This window comes from Rhizobium sp. Root483D2, assembly GCF_001426685.1.
Classification (GTDB): domain Bacteria; phylum Pseudomonadota; class Alphaproteobacteria; order Rhizobiales; family Rhizobiaceae; genus Pararhizobium; species Pararhizobium qamdonense.
The window spans coordinates 21,581-40,729 of sequence record NZ_LMFB01000012.1 but is presented as its reverse complement, the minus strand read 5'-3'; the positions used below and the strand labels follow the sequence as shown (position 1 = coordinate 40,729).

Annotated in this window: 16 protein-coding genes; 5 read left to right on the top strand and 11 right to left on the bottom strand. The window is 61.7% G+C overall.

Annotated elements, in window-relative coordinates; translation table 11 throughout:
• Positions 1-13: 13 nt before the first annotated feature.
• From ASD32_RS09660 to ASD32_RS09625, 8 genes are all read right to left on the bottom strand, one after another.
• On the bottom strand, positions 14-3,151 hold the full coding sequence (locus tag ASD32_RS09660; protein WP_060637825.1) for an efflux RND transporter permease subunit: 3,138 nt from the start codon (positions 3,149-3,151) through the stop codon (positions 14-16).
• Positions 3,152-3,162: 11 nt separating this feature from the next.
• Positions 3,163-4,452 (bottom strand): efflux RND transporter periplasmic adaptor subunit, encoded by a 1,290-nt coding sequence (locus tag ASD32_RS09655; protein ID WP_082546741.1) that lies wholly within the window; start codon positions 4,450-4,452, stop codon positions 3,163-3,165.
• 234 nt (positions 4,453-4,686) lie between these two features.
• Complete coding sequence (locus tag ASD32_RS09650; protein WP_060637824.1) at positions 4,687-5,691, bottom strand: ABC transporter ATP-binding protein; 1,005 nt, start codon at positions 5,689-5,691, stop codon at positions 4,687-4,689.
• 72 nt (positions 5,692-5,763) lie between these two features.
• Entirely contained in the window at positions 5,764-6,819 is a 1,056-nt protein-coding gene (locus tag ASD32_RS09645; protein WP_060637823.1) for a Gfo/Idh/MocA family oxidoreductase, read from the bottom strand.
• Positions 6,819-7,658, bottom strand: a complete 840-nt coding sequence (locus tag ASD32_RS09640) for a carbohydrate ABC transporter permease (RefSeq protein ID WP_060637822.1) — start codon at positions 7,656-7,658, stop codon at positions 6,819-6,821. Before ASD32_RS09640 ends, ASD32_RS09645 begins: the two co-directional genes overlap by 1 nt.
• Before the next feature lie 12 nt (positions 7,659-7,670).
• Positions 7,671-8,621 carry a sugar ABC transporter permease gene (locus tag ASD32_RS09635; protein ID WP_060637821.1) on the bottom strand — a complete coding sequence of 317 codons (951 nt, stop codon included), beginning with the start codon at positions 8,619-8,621 and terminating at the stop codon, positions 7,671-7,673.
• A 287-nt stretch (positions 8,622-8,908) separates the two neighbouring features.
• Complete coding sequence (locus ASD32_RS09630) at positions 8,909-10,168, bottom strand: ABC transporter substrate-binding protein (protein ID WP_060637820.1); 1,260 nt, start codon at positions 10,166-10,168, stop codon at positions 8,909-8,911.
• Between the two features lie 53 nt (positions 10,169-10,221).
• Positions 10,222-11,121 carry an N-acetylmuramic acid 6-phosphate etherase gene (locus ASD32_RS09625; protein WP_060637819.1) on the bottom strand — a complete coding sequence of 300 codons (900 nt, stop codon included), beginning with the start codon at positions 11,119-11,121 and terminating at the stop codon, positions 10,222-10,224.
• Between the two features lie 196 nt (positions 11,122-11,317).
• Here ASD32_RS09625 and ASD32_RS09620 point away from each other — a divergent pair, with 196 nt between their 5' ends.
• Genes ASD32_RS09620 through nagA form a run of 4 tightly spaced genes read left to right on the top strand, consistent with a single transcriptional unit; the run spans position 11,318 to position 15,177 of the window.
• On the top strand, positions 11,318-12,196 hold the full coding sequence (locus ASD32_RS09620) for an N-acetylglucosamine kinase (RefSeq protein WP_060637818.1): 879 nt from the start codon (positions 11,318-11,320) through the stop codon (positions 12,194-12,196).
• The gene (locus ASD32_RS09615; protein WP_060637817.1) at positions 12,193-12,957 is read left to right on the top strand and encodes a GntR family transcriptional regulator; all 765 of its coding nucleotides are present in this window, start codon (positions 12,193-12,195) and stop codon (positions 12,955-12,957) included. Before ASD32_RS09620 ends, ASD32_RS09615 begins: the two co-directional genes overlap by 4 nt.
• A gap of 40 nt (positions 12,958-12,997) precedes the next feature.
• Positions 12,998-14,020: an SIS domain-containing protein gene (locus ASD32_RS09610; RefSeq protein ID WP_060638142.1), complete on the top strand. Its 1,023-nt coding sequence runs from the start codon at positions 12,998-13,000 to the stop codon at positions 14,018-14,020.
• A complete protein-coding gene (gene nagA / locus ASD32_RS09605; RefSeq protein WP_060637816.1) occupies positions 14,017-15,177 on the top strand; it encodes an N-acetylglucosamine-6-phosphate deacetylase in 1,161 nt (386 codons plus the stop codon). Before ASD32_RS09610 ends, nagA begins: the two co-directional genes overlap by 4 nt.
• A 5-nt stretch (positions 15,178-15,182) precedes the next feature.
• Here nagA and ASD32_RS09600 read toward each other — a convergent pair whose 3' ends face one another.
• From ASD32_RS09600 to ASD32_RS09590, 3 genes are read right to left on the bottom strand one after another with little or no spacing between them, the layout of a single operon-like run.
• Positions 15,183-15,911, bottom strand: a complete 729-nt coding sequence (locus ASD32_RS09600; protein ID WP_060637815.1) for a copper homeostasis protein CutC — start codon at positions 15,909-15,911, stop codon at positions 15,183-15,185.
• Positions 15,908-16,819, bottom strand: a complete 912-nt coding sequence (locus ASD32_RS09595; RefSeq protein WP_060637814.1) for an ROK family protein — start codon at positions 16,817-16,819, stop codon at positions 15,908-15,910. The genes ASD32_RS09600 and ASD32_RS09595 overlap by 4 nt, the downstream gene beginning before the upstream one ends.
• The gene (locus ASD32_RS09590) at positions 16,816-18,186 is read right to left on the bottom strand and encodes an amidase (RefSeq protein ID WP_060638141.1); all 1,371 of its coding nucleotides are present in this window, start codon (positions 18,184-18,186) and stop codon (positions 16,816-16,818) included. Before ASD32_RS09590 ends, ASD32_RS09595 begins: the two co-directional genes overlap by 4 nt.
• Before the next feature lie 192 nt (positions 18,187-18,378).
• Between ASD32_RS09590 and ASD32_RS09585 the strand changes: the two genes are divergently transcribed.
• The gene (locus ASD32_RS09585) at positions 18,379-19,125 is read left to right on the top strand and encodes a sulfate transporter family protein (RefSeq protein WP_060637813.1); all 747 of its coding nucleotides are present in this window, start codon (positions 18,379-18,381) and stop codon (positions 19,123-19,125) included.
• Positions 19,126-19,149 lie beyond the last annotated feature (24 nt).

Below are 19,149 nucleotides of genomic sequence, written 5' to 3'. Positions count from 1 at the left end.
CGGGCCACTTCCCTTATTCTGCCGGTGTGACCGTCGTGTCAGAACCGATCGGCTTCAACGTCGTTCTGCGGAACAGCTTCATGACGAACACGAAGAAGACGGGCACGAAGAAGATCGCCAGCACCGTGGCCGAGATCATGCCGCCCATGACGCCGGTACCGATGGCGCGCTGGCTGCCCGAGCTTGCGCCGGTGGCAATCGCCAGCGGCAACACGCCGAGGGTAAAGGCCAGCGAGGTCATCAGGATCGGGCGGAAGCGCAGATGCGCTGCCTCGATGGTGGCATCCAGCAAGGGTTTGCCAGCCTCCATCTGCTCCTTGGCGAACTCGATGATCAGGATCGCGTTTTTCGCCGAGAGGCCGATGATCGCGATCAGGCCGACCTTGAAGTACACGTCGTTGGGCATGTCGCGCAGGGTGACGGCGAGAACCGCGCCGATAACGCCAAGCGGCACCACCATCATCACCGCAACCGGAATACTCCAGCTTTCATAGAGGGCGGCAAGGCACAGGAAGATCAGCAGGCAGGACAGGGCCACGAGAAGCGGCGCCTGGGTGCCTGATGCGATTTCCTCACGCGACTGCCCCGTCCATTCGTAGCCGAAGCCCGGTGGCAGCTGTGCAAACAGACGTTCCATCTCGGCAATCGCCTCGCCGGAGGAATAACCGGCATTGGCCTGGCCGCTGATCGGAACCGACGGGTAGCCGTTATAGCCGACCGTCTGGGTCGGGCCGCTTGTCCACTCGATGCTGGCAAAAGCCGACAACGGAACCATGCCGCCATTCGAATTGCGGACATTGAGCTTCAGAAGGTCGGCGGTCTGCATGCGCCGGTTCTCGTCGGCCTGCACCGTCACACGCTGCAGACGTCCGGCATTCGGGAAGTCGTTGACATAGGACGAACCGAGATTGGTCGAGATCGTCGAGTTGATGTCAGCAAAGGCCACGCCGAACGTATTGGCCTTTTCACGGTCGATCAGCAGATTGACCTGGGCCGCATCCGGCAGGCCATCGACGCGAACGCCCGAGATCACCTGGCTTTGTGCCGCAAGACCGAGGAGCTGGTCTCGCGCGGCGGCCAGTGCCGCAGACCCCTGCCCGCCGCGATCCTGCAGACGGAACTCGAAGCCATTGGAGGTGCCAAGACCCTGGATCGGCGGCGGCGACAGCGCAAAGCTGATCGCATCCTTGATCTGGGACATGGCGCCGGATGCCCGCCCGGCGATGACCGAGGCGACATCGTTGGGTCCGCGCTCCGACCAGTCCTTCAGCGTCACGAAGGCAAGGCCGGCATTCTGACCGGTACCGGAGAACGAGAAGCCGCTGATGGCGATGATCCGTTCGACGGCCGGTTCCTTGCTGAAGATCGCTTCGGTCTGCTCGATAACCTCGGTCGTGCGGTTGCCGGTCGCTTCCGACGGCAGCTGCATGCTGACGATCACGAAGCCCTGGTCCTCATCCGGAAGGAAGGAAGACGGCAGCTGCATGAACAGATAGGCGAGACCGCCGAGCAGCACGACATAGATCAGCATGAAGCGCCATGTGCGCGTCACCATACTTGCAACCCAGCCGCTATAGCCGTGCGAGGCCTTGTCGAAGCCGCGGTTGAACAGACCGAAGAAGCCACGCTTGGTATGGTGATGACCCTTGGGAACCTGCTTGAGGAAGCTGGCGCAGAGCGCCGGCGTCAATGTCAGGGCGAGCAGGGCCGAGAACAGGATGGAGACCACCATGGTCAGCGAGAACTGCTGATAGATCACGCCGACGGCGCCGGGGAAGAAGGCCATGGGAATGAACACGGCCGACAGAACCAGCGTGATGCCGATCACGGCGCCGGTAATCTGCTTCATCGCCTTGCGGGTTGCTTCCTTTGGCGTCAGCCCCTCTTCGGACATGATGCGTTCGACGTTTTCGACGACGATGATCGCATCATCGACGAGAATACCGATGGCAAGCACCATGCCGAACATCGTCAGAACGTTGATCGAGAAGCCCATGGCCAGCATGGCAGCACAGGTGCCCAGCAAGGCGACGGGCACTACGAGCGTCGGGATGATGGTGTAGCGGATGTTCTGCAGGAACAGGAACATCACCAGGAACACCAGCGCCACGGCTTCCAGCAGCGTATGCAGAACCTTTTCGATCGAGATCGCCACGAAGGGCGACGTATCGTAGGGAACGGAATATTCGACACCTTGCGGGAAGAAGGTCGCCAGTTCGTCCATACGTGCCTTGATGGCCGTGGAGGTGGCGAGTGCGTTGCCGGTTGGCGTCAGCTGAACGCCGATAGCAGCGGAGGGCTTGCCGTTCAGGCGCGTCGAGAAGCTGTAGTCCTGGCCGCCGATCTCGATACGGGCGACATCGCGCAGGCGCACGGCAGAGCCGTTGAGATTGGCACGCAGGATGATCGCCCCGAACTCTTCAGCCGAGGTGAGCTGGCCCTTGATGAGGACCGGCGCACTGATCTGCTGCGTGATCGGGTTTGGCTGGGCGCCGATGCTGCCGGAGGCTACTTGAGCATTCTGCGCGGTGATGGCGGCATTGATATCGCCCGCCGTCAGGTTGAGGCCGCGCATCTTGTCCGGATCGAGCCAGATGCGCATGGCGCGCTCGGTGGCAAACATCTGTGCCCGGCCGACGCCTTCGACGCGCTGGATTTCGTTGAGCACGTTGCGGCTGAGATAATCGCCAAGCGAGACGGCATCCATGGACCCGTCCGTGGATGTGAGCGCAAGGATCATCAGGAAGCCGGAACCGGCCTCCTCAACCTCGATGCCCTGCTGGCGCACGGCATCTGGCAGGCGCGCCTCGACACGGCGGACACGGTTCTGCACGTCGATCGACGCATCGCCGGAATCGGTGCCCGGAGTGAAGGTCACGTTGATCGACACGCTGCCGGCGGCGCTGGACGTCGACGAGAAATATTGCATGCCCTCGATGCCGTTCAGCTCATTTTCGATGAGCCGCGTCACGCTCTGGTAGGTCTCTTCGGAGGAGGCACCGGGATAGCTGGTATTGATGGAGATCTGCGGCGGCGCCACGTTCGGATACTGCGAAATCGGCAGCAGCGGCAGCGCGATGATACCCGCGATCATGATGAAAAGTGCGACGACCCACGCAAAGATAGGCCGGTCGATAAAGAAACTAGGCATCGATCAGATCCTTACTTCGCCTGTTCGGCGGGCTTGGCGTCTTCGGCCGGCTTTTCGGCGGCACCATCCGTGCCCGTCTTTTCTGCGGCAGGCTGCGCGTCCGCCGGTTTTTCAGCGGCAGGCTGAGCCCCGGCTGCGGGCTTGGCATCGGCCGGCTTCCAGTCCGTCGGTTCGACCGGCGCGCCGGGGCGAACCTTCTGGAAGCCTTCGACGATCACCTTTTCGCCAGGCTTCAGGCCATCGCGGATAATCCACTGATCGCCGAGAACCTGGCCGGCAGATACCGTGCGCAGTTCAGCCGTCTTGTCTTCCTTGACGATATAGACCTGAGCATTACCGGAGGTATCGCGCTGCACGGCCTGGCTCGGTACGGCGATGGCATTTCTTTCGATGCCCTGCTCGACAATGACGCGAACATACATTCCGGGCAGAAGGTCGCCATCCGGATTGGGGAATTCGCCGCGCAGGGTCACCTGGCCGGTCGTCTCATCGACGGCTGCTTCCGAAAACAGCAGCTTTCCGGCATGCGGATAGGCACTGCCGTCATCCATCAGGAGATTGACCTTGGCTTCATTCTTGTCGCCGGCCAGCGCACCGTCCTGGAGCGCCTTGCGCAGGCGGATAAGATCGGTCGCGGACTGGGTGAAGTCGGCATAGACAGGATCGAGCTGCTGGATCGTTGCGAGATTTTCCGAGCCGTTGGCGCTCACCAGCGCACCTTCGGTAATCAGCGCACGGCCGATGCGGCCGCTGATCGGGGCCGTCACATTGGTATATTGCAGATTGAGCTGGGCTGTTGCGAGGCCCGCCTCGGCAATCGCCACATCGGCGTCGGCCTGCGCCAGCTGCGCAATCGCATCGTCATAATTCTGGCCGGTGGCGACACCGGATTTTTTCAGCTGCTCCTGGCGATCGGCGGCCTGCTTGGCCTGCAGCTGCACAGCCTTGGCGCGGCGCAACGTGCCTTCGGCACTTTCGACCTGCACCTTGAACGATGCCGGATCGATCCTGTAGAGCACATCGCCTGCATTCACATGCGAACCCTGCTCGAACACGCGCTCGATGACGATGCCGGTGGCGCGCGGACGGACTTCCGAAATGCGGGTGGCAGCGATGCGCCCCGGCAGATCGTTGGTGATCGGCAGCGATTCGGTCTTCGTCGTGATCACCGAGACCTGCGGCGGCGGATAGGACGGAGCCGCCTGCTTCTCGCCGTCGTCTTTCTGGCAGCCCGCAATCATCATCAGGCCAGCCACTGTTGCAGCCAATATCGGTCGGTTCATCCGCATCTTTGGTTCCATACGCAAAGACCAGCCGCACGGCCGGCGGTCTTTCTTAAAAGACGTCAGCTGCAGCTGGAGTTTCATGAAAATCAATGTGATACGGAGAATATCCGGGATAGATCTACCCACGCATCAATTATACAAACAGATACGTATGTTAAAATCAAAGGCAGCGCAAGCCATTGATGCGCCGCACAATAAAACGATACCGAATGACTGGTCTCATCAACATTCGGATACAATTGCGCTCGTCTATCCGCGCAGAACCCGGTCGTCGGCACCGAAACGGTGCATCGCCGTCTTGTCCGGCGTCGCATAGACGATGTCATCGACATCATATTGATGCTCGCCGAACAGGCGAACCGTCAAAAGACCGGTCACTTCCGTTTCCAGATAAAGAATGGTATCGGCGCCCAGATGCTCGACATGGATGACCTTGGCCTTCCAGTCGCCGTTGTCGCGCGAGAGCGTGATGTGCTCCGGACGGATGCCGACGGTCTTTGCCTGCTGATCGCCAAGCCTGCTCGCCTCAATAAAGTTCATCTGCGGCGAACCGATGAAACCGGCCACGAACGTGTTGGCCGGCTTGTTGTAGAGTTCCATCGGCGAGCCGATCTGCTCGATCTGGCCGGCATTGAGCACGACAATCTTGTCGGCCAGCGTCATCGCCTCGACCTGGTCATGCGTCACATAAATCATCGTCGCCTTCAGGCTGCGATGCAGCCTCGCGATCTCCAGACGGGTGTTGACGCGCAGGGCCGCATCGAGATTGGACAATGGCTCATCGAACAGGAAGAGCTTGGGTTCGCGCACGATAGCGCGGCCGATGGCGACGCGCTGGCGCTGGCCGCCGGACAGTTCGGCCGGGCGGCGGGCAAGGTAAGGTTCCAGCGACAGCATGCCCGATGCCTTCGCGACCTTGGCATCGACGTCCGCTTTTGGCGCGCCCATCTGCTTGAGGCCAAGACCCATATTATCTTTCACCGTCAGATGCGGGTAGAGCGCGTAGGACTGGAACACCATGGCGATGCCGCGCTTGGCCGGCGGTGTGTTGATCACTTCCTGACCATCGATCTGGACGCTGCCGGACGTCGCATCCTCAAGACCGGCAATGACGCGCAGAAGGGTGGATTTGCCGCAGCCGGACGGGCCGACGAAGATGACGAATTCGCCATCCTCAACGTCGAGGTCGATGCCCTTCAAGACTTCGTGATTGCCGAAGGCCTTGCGGATGGATTTCAGTTGAAGTGATCCCACGTGAGGCGCCCTTTTCGTTGTCGCATATGCCCTTCGTCCCGCTGACCGGCAGCGGCACGGGACAGGCTGTGTTTAGAGTTTGACCGGCTGGCCGGTCCGTACGCTCTCATCGGCCGCAAGGCAGATGCGCAGCGACTGGACGGCATCGTCCATATGCCGTTCAAGATCGATATTTTCAGTGATGGCTTTCAACACATAGGCCTGCTCGAGATCGCAGAGTTCCTGGTGTCCCGGCTCGCCGTCCATCTTCAGGTCTTCGTCCTTGTGGACGAATTTGCCGTCTGCGCCGGTCTCGGCTTTGTGAACGCGAATGACGGCCGTTTTCGTGTGCGTGTCGATGTCGTCGGACTTGGCATTCGGATCCATGACGATCGAAACCGAACCGTTTGGAGACATCACGTCCTTCACGAAGAAGGCGGTCTCGGAGATCATCGGTCCCCAGGCGGCTTCGTACCAGCCGAGCGAACCATCCTCGTAGAGAACCTGCAGATGGCCGTAGTTATACATAGACGGCGCTATTTCATTCGACAGGCGAAGGCCCATGCCGCGCACTTCCACGGCCTTGGCATCGGTGATCTGGCACATGACATCGACATAATGCACGCCGCAATCGACGATCGGCGGCGTGGTCTCCATCAGCGACTTATGCGTCATCCAGGTCGGGCCGCTGGACTGCTGATTGAGGTTCATGCGGAAAACGTAGGGGCCGCCGAGCTTGCGGGCCTCGGCAATCAACCGGATCCAGGAGGGGTGATGACGCAGGATATAGCCGACCACCAGCTTCTTGCCGGCCTTTCTGGCGGCTGCCACGACACGCTCGGCATCGGCCACGGTCGTTGCCAGCGGCTTTTCGATGAACACATCGCAGCCCGCCTCGAACGCCATGACGGCATAGTCGGCATGGCTGTCGGAATAGGTGCAGATCGAGCAGAGATCGGGCTTCAACTCGTTCAGGGCCGTGGCAAAATCCGGGTGGATCGTATAGCCGGCAAGCTCGGGCGACAGCACGGGCTTGGAGCGATTGACGAGGCCGGCGATCTCGAAGCCGGGATTGTTGTGATAGGCCAGCGCATGGCTGCGGCCCATATTGCCGAGACCGGCGACGAGGACGCGAACGGGTTTGCTCATTACTTGACTGCTCCTGCGGTAATGCCGCGGATCAGCTGCCGCGAGAAGATGACATAGAGGATAAGGACCGGGAAGATTGCCAGCGACAGGGCGGCAAGAACCGCGTTCCAATTGGTAACGAACTGGCCGATGAACACCTGGGAGCCAAGCGTGACGGTCTTGGTGGCTTCGCCGGGTGCCAGAATCAGCGGGAACCAGAGGTCGTTCCAGATCGGAATCATCGTGAACACCGCCACCGTTGCCATGGCGGGACGCACCAGCGGCAGGACAAGGCGGAAGAAGATCGCATATTCCGACAGGCCATCGATCCGTCCGGCATTCTTCAGGTCATCGGAAACCGTGCGCATGAATTCCGACAGGATGAAGATGGCGAGCGGCAGGCCCTGAGCGGTGTAGACCAGGATCAGCGCCGTCAGCGTATTGACGAGGCCGGCGGCGACCATGCCCTGCAGGATGGCGACTGTGCCGAGGCGGATCGGGATCATGATGCCTATGGCAAGATAAAGACCGAGCAGCGTATTGCCACGGAAGCGGTATTCCGACAGCGCGAAGGCAGCCATGGCGCCGAACAGCAGTGCAAAGAAGATCGAAACGACCGTGACGATCAGGCTGTTTTGGAAATAGCCGATAAAATCGCCCTGTTTCAGCACCGTCGTATAGCCGATCAGGCTGAACGTCTCCGGTGTCGGCAATGCCAGGGGCGTGCGGAAGATCGCGTTCTTGTCCTTCAGGGAATTGAGGATTGTCAGGACGACGGGAAACAGCGCGATGACGGTATAGCCGGCCAGTGCCAGGTGAACGAAGCCGGAGCGCAGCGGCGAGATGCGTGCTTTTGACATGGATCCGTCCCCTTAGAACTGGTAGCGGCGAACGCGCCGCTGAATACCGAAGAGATAGAGCGAAACGCCGGCGAGGATGATCAGGAACATCACGGTGGCAATGGTCGCGCCCATCGAGCGGTCGCCGAGCTGCAGCTGGAAACCGAAGAAAGTGCGGTAGAGCAGCGTTCCAAGGATGTCGGTCGCTCCATCCGGTCCGGCAAGCGCGCCCTGCACGGTATAGATCAGGTCGAACGCGTTGAAATTACCGACGAAGGTTAGGATCGACACCATGCCGATGGCAGGCAGGATCAACGGCAGCTTGATCTTCCAGAACTGGCTCCAGCCGGTAATGCCATCGCATTCGGCGGCTTCGATCACTTCATCGGGAATATTGAGAAGTGCCGCATAGATCAGCATCATCGGAATACCGACATTCTGCCAGACGGAGATCAGCGAGACCGTGATCAGCGCCGAACCCGGCTTGCCAAGCCAGGGGCCGAAGAAGGCCTTCAGCCCGACGAGATCCATGAAGAAAGGGGTAATGCCCCAGATCGGCGACAGGATGAGCTTCCAGATGAAACCGACAATGACGAAGGACAGGATGGTCGGCATGAAAATCGCCGTCCGGTAGAACGTCGCAAGCCTGAGCTTGGGGATCGACAGCATGGCGGCCAGCGCGATGCCGAGCGGGTTCTGCACCAGCATATGGATGGCAAAGAAGATGAAATTGTTCTTCAGCGCCCGCCAGAAATCAGCCGCCCAGCGCTCTTCGCCGAACAGGACCTGGAAATTGGCAAGCCCGACGAAGGTCGATTGCCCATCGACGGTATTGAACAGCGACAGGCGCAGCGTTTCGATCAGCGGCAGGATCATCACGGCGGAATAGACGATGAAGGCCGGCAACAGGAAGACAAGGATATGCCAGCGTCTCGGCCGGGCCGGAACTTGGATTTTGTCCTCAGACGATATGGCGCTGCTCATGGCTTCTGCCGCTCCGACCCGTTTTCGCCGATCGCCGCGATATGCGGCATGGCCTGCGCTGCCGGTCCCCGCAGCACACGCCATCACCAGCGCGCCTGAGGGCGCTGGCAGGATGTGATTTCAGATTACACGATTTTGCGTTCGGTGCGCTTGCGTCTGCAATACCTCCCCCTTGAGGGGGAGGTCGCGCGGAACGCGCGGGTGGGGGTGATCCATTGCCGAAACAAAAGGTCACCCCACCCCGGCACGATGTGCCGACCCTCCCCCTCAAGGGGAGGGTGACTTTCTTACTTGGCAGGCTTGTACCAGCTGTCGAGGCCCTTCTGGAGTTTCTCGGCAGCGACTTCCGGCGTATCGGTGCCGTTGATCACGTTGGCCGATTCAACCCAGGTCTCGTTTTCGAGGTTCGGGGTGCCGCGCGACAGGATCTGGTAGGTCGAGCGGATGGTCGGCTTGCACTTTTCGCGCCAGGAGACGAATTCCTGTGCGAGCGGATCGGCCATCTTTACCGGTGTCGAGTTCAGGCTGAAGAAGCCCGGCAGCGAGTTGGCATAGATGTCGGCGAATTCCGGAGAGGCGATCCAGGTGAGAAGCTTCTTGGCTTCATCCGGATGCGCGCTCTTGGCATTCAGGCCAACGCCGATGTCGTTGTGGTCGGAGATGTAGCAGGCGTCGCCTGCAGCCTTAACCGGCGGCGGGAAAGCACCCATCTTGAATTCGGCCTGCGTGTTGAACAGGCCGATTTCCCACGAGCCGGCCGGATAGATCGCAGCGCGGCCGAGCGTGAAGAGGTTCTGGCTGTCCGGATAGGTCTGGGCTTCGAAACCGTCGCCGAGGTAATCCTTCCACTTGGCAAGAACCTTGTAGGGCTCGACCCAATCGGCATCGGTCAGCTTCTGCTCGCCCTTGATCAGGGCAGCGCGGCCTTCCTCGCCCTTCCAGTAGGTCGGGCCGATATTCTGGTAGCCCATGGTCGCGGCTTCCCAGAGATCCTTGGTGCCCATGGCGAGCGGGATATAGGTGCCGTCGGCCTTGATCTTGTCGAGAGCCGCGAAGAAATCGGCTTCCGTGACCGGGATGGCGATGCCGAGCTTGTCGAAGGCATCCTTGTTGTAGATGAAGCCATGGATAACCGAGGCCATCGGCACGCAGAACGTTGCTGCGCCATCGTCCGTCGTCCAGGCGGACTTGGCGACCGGCGAGAAGTTCTCCATGCCGGCGAGACCGGTCAGATCAGCCAGATGTTTCTTGTTGTAGAGTTCGAGCGAGGCATCGAACGGGCGGCAGGTGACGAGGTCACCGGCGGAGCCTGCGTCGAGCTTGGCATTCAGCGCTGCATTATATTCGGTCGGCGCGGTCGGCGCGAAGACGACCTTGATGCCCGGGTTCTTGGCTTCGAAAGCCGGAATGAGCTTTTCCTGCCAGATGGCCAGGTCGTCATTGCGCCAGCTCTCGATCGTCAGCGTGACGTCTTCAGCATGCGCAAGCCCGGCGGAGCCGAGGATGCTGGATGCGAGCAGCAAGCCCTTCAAGGTAGTGCGGGTCATTACGTTCTCCCTCATGATGCGCCATTTTTGGCGCGGTTTTAGAACCCTTGGTTTCAATCTGCCGCGACAAGAGACAAGGCGCGGCGCAAGTTTTGATGAGCTTCGGCAAGCGCCGCTTCCGCAGCAGCCACATCCTTGGCCCCGGAGCCCAGAAGAATGGCGATCTTGACCGAACCCGACGATGCCGTGAGATGGCGGCCTGCCTCCGTTGCGCCGATCCCGGCAATATCGGAAACGATGCGGACGGCACGGCCGCGCAGTTTTGCATTGTCGGCCTTCAGGTTGACCATATGTCCGTCATAGACATGGCCGAGCTGGATGCCGACAAGCGTCGAAAACATGTTGAACGCGATCTTCTGCGCGGTGGCCGCGCCCATGCGCGTCGATCCGGAAATCACTTCCGGCGGCGTCTGCAGGAGGATGGCGATGTCGGCATTCTGAAAGAGCAGCGCGCCCGGATTGTTGGCCATGGCAATGACCTTGGCGCCGCGTTCACGGGCTTCATCGGCAGCGGCCAGCGCATAGGGCGTGGAGCCGCTAGCGGACACCGAGATCAGACAATCGCCAGCCCCGATCCCGGCCTCGCGCACATCCCTGCGCGCCAGCTCCATATCGTCCTCGTAACCACCGGCAAGATCGCTCAGGCTCGCGGCACCGCCGGCGAGAAGCACCACCACCTTGTCGAGCGCTATTCCATAGGTACCGGGCAGCTCCAACGCATCGGCCATGGCCATCAGGCCCGAACTGCCGGCCCCGGCATAGGCCAGGCGGCCGCCACCGGACAGTGCCGATGCAGCGATCTCTGCGGCAGCCGCGATCGGCTCGATCGCGGAATCAACGACCTTTGCCGCAGCCTGCTGGCCGGACGCAAGCAGGCGAAGGGCCAGTGCCGGATGCATCACATCCAGTCCCATCGCCTTGTCATGGCGCTCTTCGGTCTTCGCTGACGGCATACGATCAATCTCCTCTGCGCAAATTAATGCCAAAAAAATACCAATTGTCTAGGAAAAATTAACTTCCGGCTGAAGAAAAGTTTTTATTTTTGAAATGATCTAGCTATTTCAGTCTATTAGACGATAAATCCAATTCAAGACCAAAATCCACTTGGTAAATGGTATTTTTTTGGTATCCTTTTTCCCGGAGGTATCGATGCCACATTACATTCTGGGAATTGACGGCGGAGGCACGAGTTGCCGCGCGGCTGTAGCGGGCGCCGATGGGCGTATCCTCGGACGCGGCAAGAGCGGTGCTGCCAATATTCTGACCGATCCCGACAATGCGCTTGCCCATATTGTCGGCGCGGCCACGGCTGCGTTCGAAGACGCCCATATTGCCCCTGGCGAAGTTGGCTCCGCTTGCGCCCTGGTCGGCGTTGCCGGCAGCAATGTCGGCGATGCGGTTCATTATGTGACGGAGCGCCTGCCGTTCGCCAAGGCCGATATCGAATCCGACGGGCTGATCGCGCTGCAGGGCGCGCTTGGTGACAAGGACGGTGCGGTGGCCATTCTCGGGACCGGTTCCATCTATATCTCCCGTCAGGGTGACGCGATCCGCTATATCGGCGGATGGGGTTTCCAGATCGGCGATCTCGGCAGCGGCGCACGTCTTGGTCACGCGCTGCTTCAGGAAAGCGTCCTTGCCTTCGACCGCATCCATCCCTCCTCGCCGCTGACCGAGGCGGTGATGGCTGAATTCAACAATGATCCGCGCGAGGTCGTGGAATTTGCCCGCGCCGCGCGTCCCGGCGAGTTCGGCCGATTTGCGCCCTGGGTTTTCGACCATGCAAGCCGTCAGGATCCCGTCGCGATCGCGCTTTTGCGCAGCAATGCACAGACAATCGACGAGGCGCTCGACGCCGTCGTGGCGCAGGGCAGCCGCAGGCTCTGCCTTTTGGGCGGACTGGCGCCGATCTACCGCCCGTGGCTGGCCGCGCGGCATCAGCCTTTGTTCGTGGAGCCGGAAGCCGACGCCCTGACGGGCTCGGTCGCCCTGGCGGCCAAGCGCTTTGCAGCGGGATTTGCGGCATGACCCAGCATCTCGAAGCGATTTTGCCGCTGGACGGCCTGCAGGCCGGAGGGTCCGGTCCGCTCTATCTCAAGCTCAGGCAATCGCTGGAAGAGGCTATTCTTTCGGGCAAGCTCAATCATGGCGACGCGCTGCCGCCGGAGCGGGATCTGGCCGATTATGCCAGCATCAGCCGCGTCACCGTGCGCAAGGCGGTCGATGATCTGGTCCGGGATGGCCTGCTTGTGCGCCGCCACGGTTCCGGCACCTTCGTCGTCAAGCCGGTACACCGCGTCCAGCAGTCGCTGTCGCGGCTGACCTCGTTTACCGAGGACATGTCACGCCGGGGGCTGGTGACCACGGCGCAATGGATCGAGCGCGGACTGCATCACCCGTCCCCCGATGAAATGATGGTGCTTGGCTTGCCCGCCGATGCGCTCGTCGCGCGGCTCGGCCGTTTGCGCATCGCCGACGACCTGCCGCTGGCGATCGAGCGGGCCAGCATTTCCACGGAGTTCCTGCCGGACCCGATCCGCGTCGGCACCTCGCTTTATGCGGAACTCGACAAGACAAAATCGCGGCCGGTGCGTGCCGTGCAGCGCATTTCCGCCTGCAGCCTGAAGGATCCGGATGCGGCGATGCTCGGCGTTCCCGCCGGCTCCGCCAGCCTGTCGATCGAACGCATTTCCTACCTCGCCTCCGGTCGCGTGGTGGAATTCACCCGCTCGCTCTACCGGGGCGATGCCTATGATTTCGTCGCTGAACTGACTTTGTCGGATTCCTGAGAGCGGCCCAGTTAAGCCCAGTTAAGAGAGACACATGACCATGCAAACCAATATGCGGCGCGAAATCAACGAAATCCCGGAAGCGGCAGCCCGCCTGCTGGAGCAATCCAAGGCTGCGGTCAAGGAAACCGGGGCGGCACTGCGCGCCAAAGACCCGGCCTTTTTCGTAACGATTGCCCGCGGTTCGTCCGACCACGCCGCCTTGTTTCTGAAATATGCGATCGAGCTTTCGACGGGACGCCCCGTCGCCTCGCTCGGTCCATCGCTCGCCTCGATTTACGGCGCGAAGATGCAGCTTCAGGGCGCCGCCTCGATCGCCATCTCGCAATCCGGCAAGAGCCCGGATATCGTTGCGATGGCCGAGGCTGCGACCAAGGCAGGCGCCGTGACCATCGCTTTGACCAATACCCTGCCCTCGCCGATTTCCGAGGCCAGCACCCATCCGCTCGATATTCTCGCCGGACCGGAAATCGCCGTTGCCGCCACCAAGTCCTATGTCAATTCGATCGTGGCCGGCCTTGCCGTTCTCAGTGAATGGACGCAGGACGCTTCTCTGCAGCGCGCGGTCGCCGATCTTCCGGCGCAGTTTGCAAAGGCCGTGAAGCTCGACTGGCAGCCGCTTGCCGACGAGCTTGGCGATGCGGAATCGCTGTTCGTGCTTGGCCGTGGCCCGGCGCTGGCCATTGCCAGCGAAGCGGCACTGAAATTCAAGGAAACCTCCGGCATGCATGCCGAAGCCTATTCGGCGGCGGAGGTGCTGCATGGGCCTGTGGCGCTAGTGGAAAAGCGTTTTCCGGTCATCGGTCTTGCCGCGCGCGATGCGGCGGAAGGCTCGGTCGCCGGCATTCTCGATGGCCTGAGCGCCAAGGGCGCACTGGCTTTCGTCACATCCGACCAGGCCAAGGCGACGAAGACCCTTCCATTCGTTGCCACCGGTCATCCGATCACCGATGCGCTGGCGCTGATCATTCCGTTCTACGGCTTTGTCGAATCCTGGTCGCGGTCGCGCGGACTGAACCCGGATGCGCCCGTCGCACTCAAGAAGGTGACGGAAACGAGATGAACGCACGGACAGCTATCACCGGAGCGCGGATTTTCGACGGCCTGTTCTGGCACGATGGCCAGGCCCTGCTGTTGGACGGCGGCGTGGTCACGGGCATCCTGCCACAGAGCGATCTGCCTGCCGGAACCGAAACGATCGCAGCCGACAACCAGCTGCTGGTTCCCGGCTTCATCGACCTGCAGGTCAATGGCGGCGGCGGCGTGATGCTGAACGACCGGCAGGACGCCGATGCCATCCGCACCATCTGCGCGGCGCACGCGAAATTCGGCACTACCGCCCTGTTGCCGACGCTGATCACCGACACGTTCGACATCCGCGCGCGCGCGATTGCAGGCGGCAAGCAGGCGAAGGCTGAAAAGGTACCCGGATTCCTCGGGCTTCATCTCGAAGGTCCGCATCTCTCGGTCGCCCGCAAAGGCGCGCATGATCCGGCTTTGATCCGGCCGATGGATCAGGCCGATCTCGACGCGATGCTGTCCTGCGCCGGGGTGTTCGATGCGATGATGGTGACCGTTGCGCCGGAAAACGCCACGGAAGCGCAGGTCAAGGCGCTCGCGGACGCCGGTCTTCTCGTCAGCCTTGGCCATACCGATGCCGGCTATGCGACCATTGCCGGCTATGCTGCGGCGGGTGCGCGCACTGTGACCCATTTGTTCAACGCGATGAGCCCGCTTGGCCATCGCGAACCGGGCGTTGTCGGGGCGGCTCTAGATATTGGCAGCCTGCATGCCGGGATCATTGCCGATGGCTTCCATGTCGATCCGGTGTCCATGGGCATCGCATTGCGGGCCAAGACCGGACCGGGCCGCATCTTCATCGTCACCGATGCGATGTCGACGATCGGATCGAACCAGACCAGCTTTCTTCTCAATGGCCGCGAAATCTTCCGCCAGGGCGGCCGTCTGACGCTGGCCGACGGCACGCTGGCGGGCGCCGACATCGACATGCTGGCCTCGGTGCGCTTTGCCCATGAAAAGCTCAATCTGCCGCTGGATGAGGCGCTGCGGATGGCGTCTGCCTATCCTGCCGATGCTGCAGGGGTCGCCGCCCGCAAGGGAAGATTGTTACCCGGCCTCGACGCCGATTTCGTGCTTTTGACCGAAAGCCTCGGCATGGCCTCGACCTGGATTGGCGGAACACGCGTTTTCCAGGCGTAACGCCATCAAGGCGCGGCCACCAGCCGCGCCTTCAATGCCCGCACCATCTGCGCATCCGTTTGCCTGGCACTGGCCGACACGAAGCCGAGCGAGACCAGCCTTGCATCGCGAGCCGGCTTTTCCACCGAACAGGACGAATGAACTTCTGTCACGGATAGGCGTGACAAAAGTTCGCCGACGGTTTCCAGCGTGACGCCGGATCCCGGCATGATCGAGATCTGGCCCCTGGCATGTTTGATGATCGCAGCCAGATGATCGATACCATCGGGAGCCCGTTTTGCGCCGCCTGATGTGAGGATACGCTCGAAACCGAGATCCACCGCTGTTTCGACCGCATCTGCGAAATCCGGCACCAGATCGAAGGCGCGATGCAAGGTCAGCCCCAGGCCCTGGGCGTGATCCACCAGTTCTTTCAACGCCTCTTTGTCCAAGGCTCCGTCCAGCCGGTTTGCGCCGAAGACGACACCGGCCAGACCGGCTGCCCGGGCCGCATCGATTTCAACGCGCATGACAGCGATGTCGCTGGCATCGAAGACGAAATCCCCCGGCCGTGGCCGGATCATCGCATAGACCGGGATGTCAGCCTTTCCCGCCAGCACCATCAGGCCCGGCGACGGCGTGAGCCCACCAACAGAGAGAGCCGAGCACAATTCGATCCTGTCGGCGCCGCCATCGATTGCGGCCTTTAGGCCCGGTGCATCCTCGACGCAGACTTCGAGAAGAATATGGCTCATCTTGTCTCTCCCGCCAGGCCGAGAATGGCAGCGCCAATCAGGCCGGGCTCGATGCGGCATTCGCCGGGAACGACGAGCGGCCGGTCGAATTTCCGCAGAATCCGTGCACGCACGGCCGTGTCGATCGCGGCGATCAGCGGCGTCACATTGGAAAGACCGCCACCGATCGGCACGATCGTCGCACCGGTAATATTGACCGTCAGCGCCAGCGGCGAACTGATGAGATCGACCAGCACATCGATGGTGCGGGCCGCCTGCGCATCGCCGTTTTGCCAGAGCGTGGTGATCTCGTGGCTCTCCAGGCGCTTGCCATGCAGGGTCAGGTGCAGACGCTCCATGCCACGGGCGGCGCCGATCGTATCGACGCAGCCGCGCTGGCCACAACCACAGTCAAACACCGGGATCGCGACGGGGGGCGTACCGGCCATCGCAGCAACCGCAGGCCCATGGCCCCATTCGCCGGCAAAACCGCCCTCGGCATTGATGAGCCGGCCATCGACCACCAGACCACCGCCGACCCCGGTGCCGAGGATGGCGCCAAGCACGATCCGGTAACCGCGCCCGGCACCGGCACCGGCCTCGGCCAGGGCAAAACAATCCGCGTCATTGGCAATCAGAACCGGCAGGCCGAGCAATGCGGAAAGCTCCGCACCCAGCGTGCGCCCATCGATGCAGGGAATATTGGCGCATTTGATCGCCTGCGTTTCCGGATCGACGACGCCGGTGATCGACATGGCAATGCGGTCCGGCTCTTCGCCGGCTTCAGCGATGACATCGCGTAGCGTATCGACGAAGGCAGTGAAATCATCGAGCGGTGTGACGCGGCGTCCAAGCGGCAGGATTTGGTCCGGCGTATGGGCTACGGCGCCCTTGATGGCCGAGCCGCCGATGTCGAAGCAGACGATCATGCATCACCGCGAATGACGGCTTCTGCCGAAAGGGCGGCCGACAGCAGCGCCTCGTCCTGACGCCTCTGACCGGAGATCAACAAGCCGACCGGCATGCCGGCCGCGCCGGTGCCGCAGGGGATCGAGACGCCGCAACCATCGAGGAAATTGCCGATCGAGGTGTTGCGCAGGGTCCGGCCATTGATCTTGAAGAACAGCTCGTCATCGGCCAGCAGCGGTGCAATTGGTGGTGCTACATGCGGCACGGTCGGATGGATAAGCAGCTCGCCGGGCTCCAGGGCGTCGCTGAAGGCGGCGATCAGCCGTTGGCGCGCATCGAGAATGGCAATGTAATCCGCCACCGTGATCTTTTCGCCCGGCCGGGTGCGGGCGACGACGCGCTGATCCATGCGCGCCGCCTCCGGCCCCTCCAGCCGGGCCTTGTGAAGCGCGAACGCCTCAGCTGCGGCCAGTGCGCCGTGGCGCGCGCCGATCTCGAAAATCTCGGCAAAAATCGGGAAGGCGCGGCGGCGGACGCGGGCGCCGGCCTTTTCCAGCCGTAATACCGCAGCCTCGAATGCGGCGACGACTTCCGGCTCGGCATCGTCGAAAACGATGGTTTCGGGAATGACGAGTTTCAGACCGCTCAATTCGGACCGGCCAATATCGGGTGCGGTACGCCCGCGCATCGCGGCATCGATCCAGATGGCATCCGTGGCCGAGCGGCAAAGCGGCCCGAGCGAATCGAGGCTCTTGGCCAGCGGAAAGACGCCGCGCATGGAATACCGCCCGCGCGTTGCCTTATAGCCGAAAATGCCATTGAAGGCGGCGGGAATGCGGATCGAGCCGCCGGTATCGGTGCCGATCGCCACCGGAACCAGCCCGGCCGCCACAGCGACGCCGGATCCGGCCGACGAGCCGCCGGGGATGCGCGGCACATCGCGGGATGCAGGGTTGTGCGGTGTGCCGTAATGCGGATTGATGCCGATGCCGGAAAAGGCGAATTCGTTGAGATTGGTGCGGCCAAGGCAGACCATACCGGCGCTGCCGAGGGCTTCGACCACGTCGGCATCGGCGGTTGCGGGCGGATGACCGGCGAGAACGGCCGAGCCTGCGGTCGTTACAGCGCCTTTCGTATCGAACAGATCCTTCCAGGCGATCGGAATGCCGTCGAGCAAACCGAGCGATCGTCCCGACCGGATACGCGCAGAGGATGACCTGGCCTCGGCAATGGCGCGCCCGCCAAGAACTTCGGTAAATACAGCCTGATCTTCGTAGCTGGCTATCTTTCCCAGAGAGCGTTCTGCCAGTTCCACAGGATCGAGCGCGCCGGACTGCAGCAGCACCGAAAGGCCCGCCACCGATAAGTTTGCGTCCACTCCATCCATCGTCCCGACACTCCAAAGCTGCTTGATACCGTCACCATAACGGCGCGGCGGCGGTTTTGGCAGTCCAAACAGCGGCGCCGCACATGATTTTCGCAGGCTTTTCAAAGCCTCCGGCTCCCACGGCCTTGCCCACCCCCGATCCCCCGCCTACATGCGCATCCAGCGGCAACCATGCGCGCAGGGAGATACCGGATGATACTCGACGCGGCGCGGCTTTCCTTTGCCAATCTTTTCGCGCCGGAAACGCGATCCGTGTTCTGGAAGATGCTGGGCCTGACGCTTCTGGCGCTGGTCGGGCTATGGTTTGCGCTGCGCGAGCTGTTCATCTATCTCGCTTTGCCATGGCTGGACGCGCTTCTGCCGGGAACGCCTGATTGGGCCGGCTGGCTGACATTCATCGTCACGATTTTCGCCAGTCTGGGGCTCGCTTTGGGTCTGGCGCTGCTTCTTGCGCCCGTCACCGCGCTGATTGCCGGCTTTTTCCTCGATGACGTCGCCGAAGTGGTCGAGAAACGCGACTATCCCCAGGAGCCTGCGGGACGTCCCCTGCCGCTGGGCGAGGCCATCTCCGGCACGCTGAAATTCCTTGGCGTCATCATCATCGGCAACATCATTGCGCTTTTCCTGCTGTTAATCCCCGGCGTCAATCTGATCGCGTTCTTTCTCGTCAACGGCTATCTGCTCGGGCGGGAATTTTTCGAATTTGCCGCGATGCGCTATCGCTCGCCCGCAGACGCCCGGCTGTTTCGCGCCAAGCATTCCGGCACGGTTTTCTTGAGTGGGCTCTTGCTTGCGGCGTTTCTGGCCGTGCCGCTTCTCAACCTTCTGACACCGCTTTTTGCCGCCGGCATGATGGTCCACCTGCACAAGAAATTATCGCAGCGCGATCCGGACTTTCAACGGCATCTCAATTCCGGCAAAGCTGCCTTCGGCCGATAACTGTTTAATTTGTCAATATTGACA

Excerpts from the sequence above, each read along its gene's own strand:
- ASD32_RS09660 (WP_060637825.1), bottom strand. The coding sequence starts at position 3,151 with ATGCCTAGTTTCTTTATCGACCGGCCTATCTTTGCGTGGGTCGTCGCA.
- ASD32_RS09655 (WP_082546741.1), bottom strand. The coding sequence starts at position 4,452 with ATGGAACCAAAGATGCGGATGAACCGACCGATATTGGCTGCAACAGTG.
- ASD32_RS09645 (WP_060637823.1), bottom strand. The coding sequence starts at position 6,819 with ATGAGCAAACCCGTTCGCGTCCTCGTCGCCGGTCTCGGCAATATGGGC.
- ASD32_RS09640 (WP_060637822.1), bottom strand. The coding sequence starts at position 7,658 with ATGTCAAAAGCACGCATCTCGCCGCTGCGCTCCGGCTTCGTTCACCTG.
- ASD32_RS09635 (WP_060637821.1), bottom strand. The coding sequence starts at position 8,621 with ATGAGCAGCGCCATATCGTCTGAGGACAAAATCCAAGTTCCGGCCCGG.
- ASD32_RS09630 (WP_060637820.1), bottom strand. The coding sequence starts at position 10,168 with ATGACCCGCACTACCTTGAAGGGCTTGCTGCTCGCATCCAGCATCCTC.
- ASD32_RS09625 (WP_060637819.1), bottom strand. The coding sequence starts at position 11,121 with ATGCCGTCAGCGAAGACCGAAGAGCGCCATGACAAGGCGATGGGACTG.
- ASD32_RS09620 (WP_060637818.1), top strand. The coding sequence starts at position 11,318 with ATGCCACATTACATTCTGGGAATTGACGGCGGAGGCACGAGTTGCCGC.
- ASD32_RS09615 (WP_060637817.1), top strand. The coding sequence starts at position 12,193 with ATGACCCAGCATCTCGAAGCGATTTTGCCGCTGGACGGCCTGCAGGCC.
- ASD32_RS09610 (WP_060638142.1), top strand. The coding sequence starts at position 12,998 with ATGCAAACCAATATGCGGCGCGAAATCAACGAAATCCCGGAAGCGGCA.
- nagA (WP_060637816.1), top strand. The coding sequence starts at position 14,017 with ATGAACGCACGGACAGCTATCACCGGAGCGCGGATTTTCGACGGCCTG.
- ASD32_RS09600 (WP_060637815.1), bottom strand. The coding sequence starts at position 15,911 with ATGAGCCATATTCTTCTCGAAGTCTGCGTCGAGGATGCACCGGGCCTA.
- ASD32_RS09595 (WP_060637814.1), bottom strand. The coding sequence starts at position 16,819 with ATGATCGTCTGCTTCGACATCGGCGGCTCGGCCATCAAGGGCGCCGTA.
- ASD32_RS09590 (WP_060638141.1), bottom strand. The coding sequence starts at position 18,186 with ATGGATGGAGTGGACGCAAACTTATCGGTGGCGGGCCTTTCGGTGCTG.
- ASD32_RS09585 (WP_060637813.1), top strand. The coding sequence starts at position 18,379 with ATGATACTCGACGCGGCGCGGCTTTCCTTTGCCAATCTTTTCGCGCCG.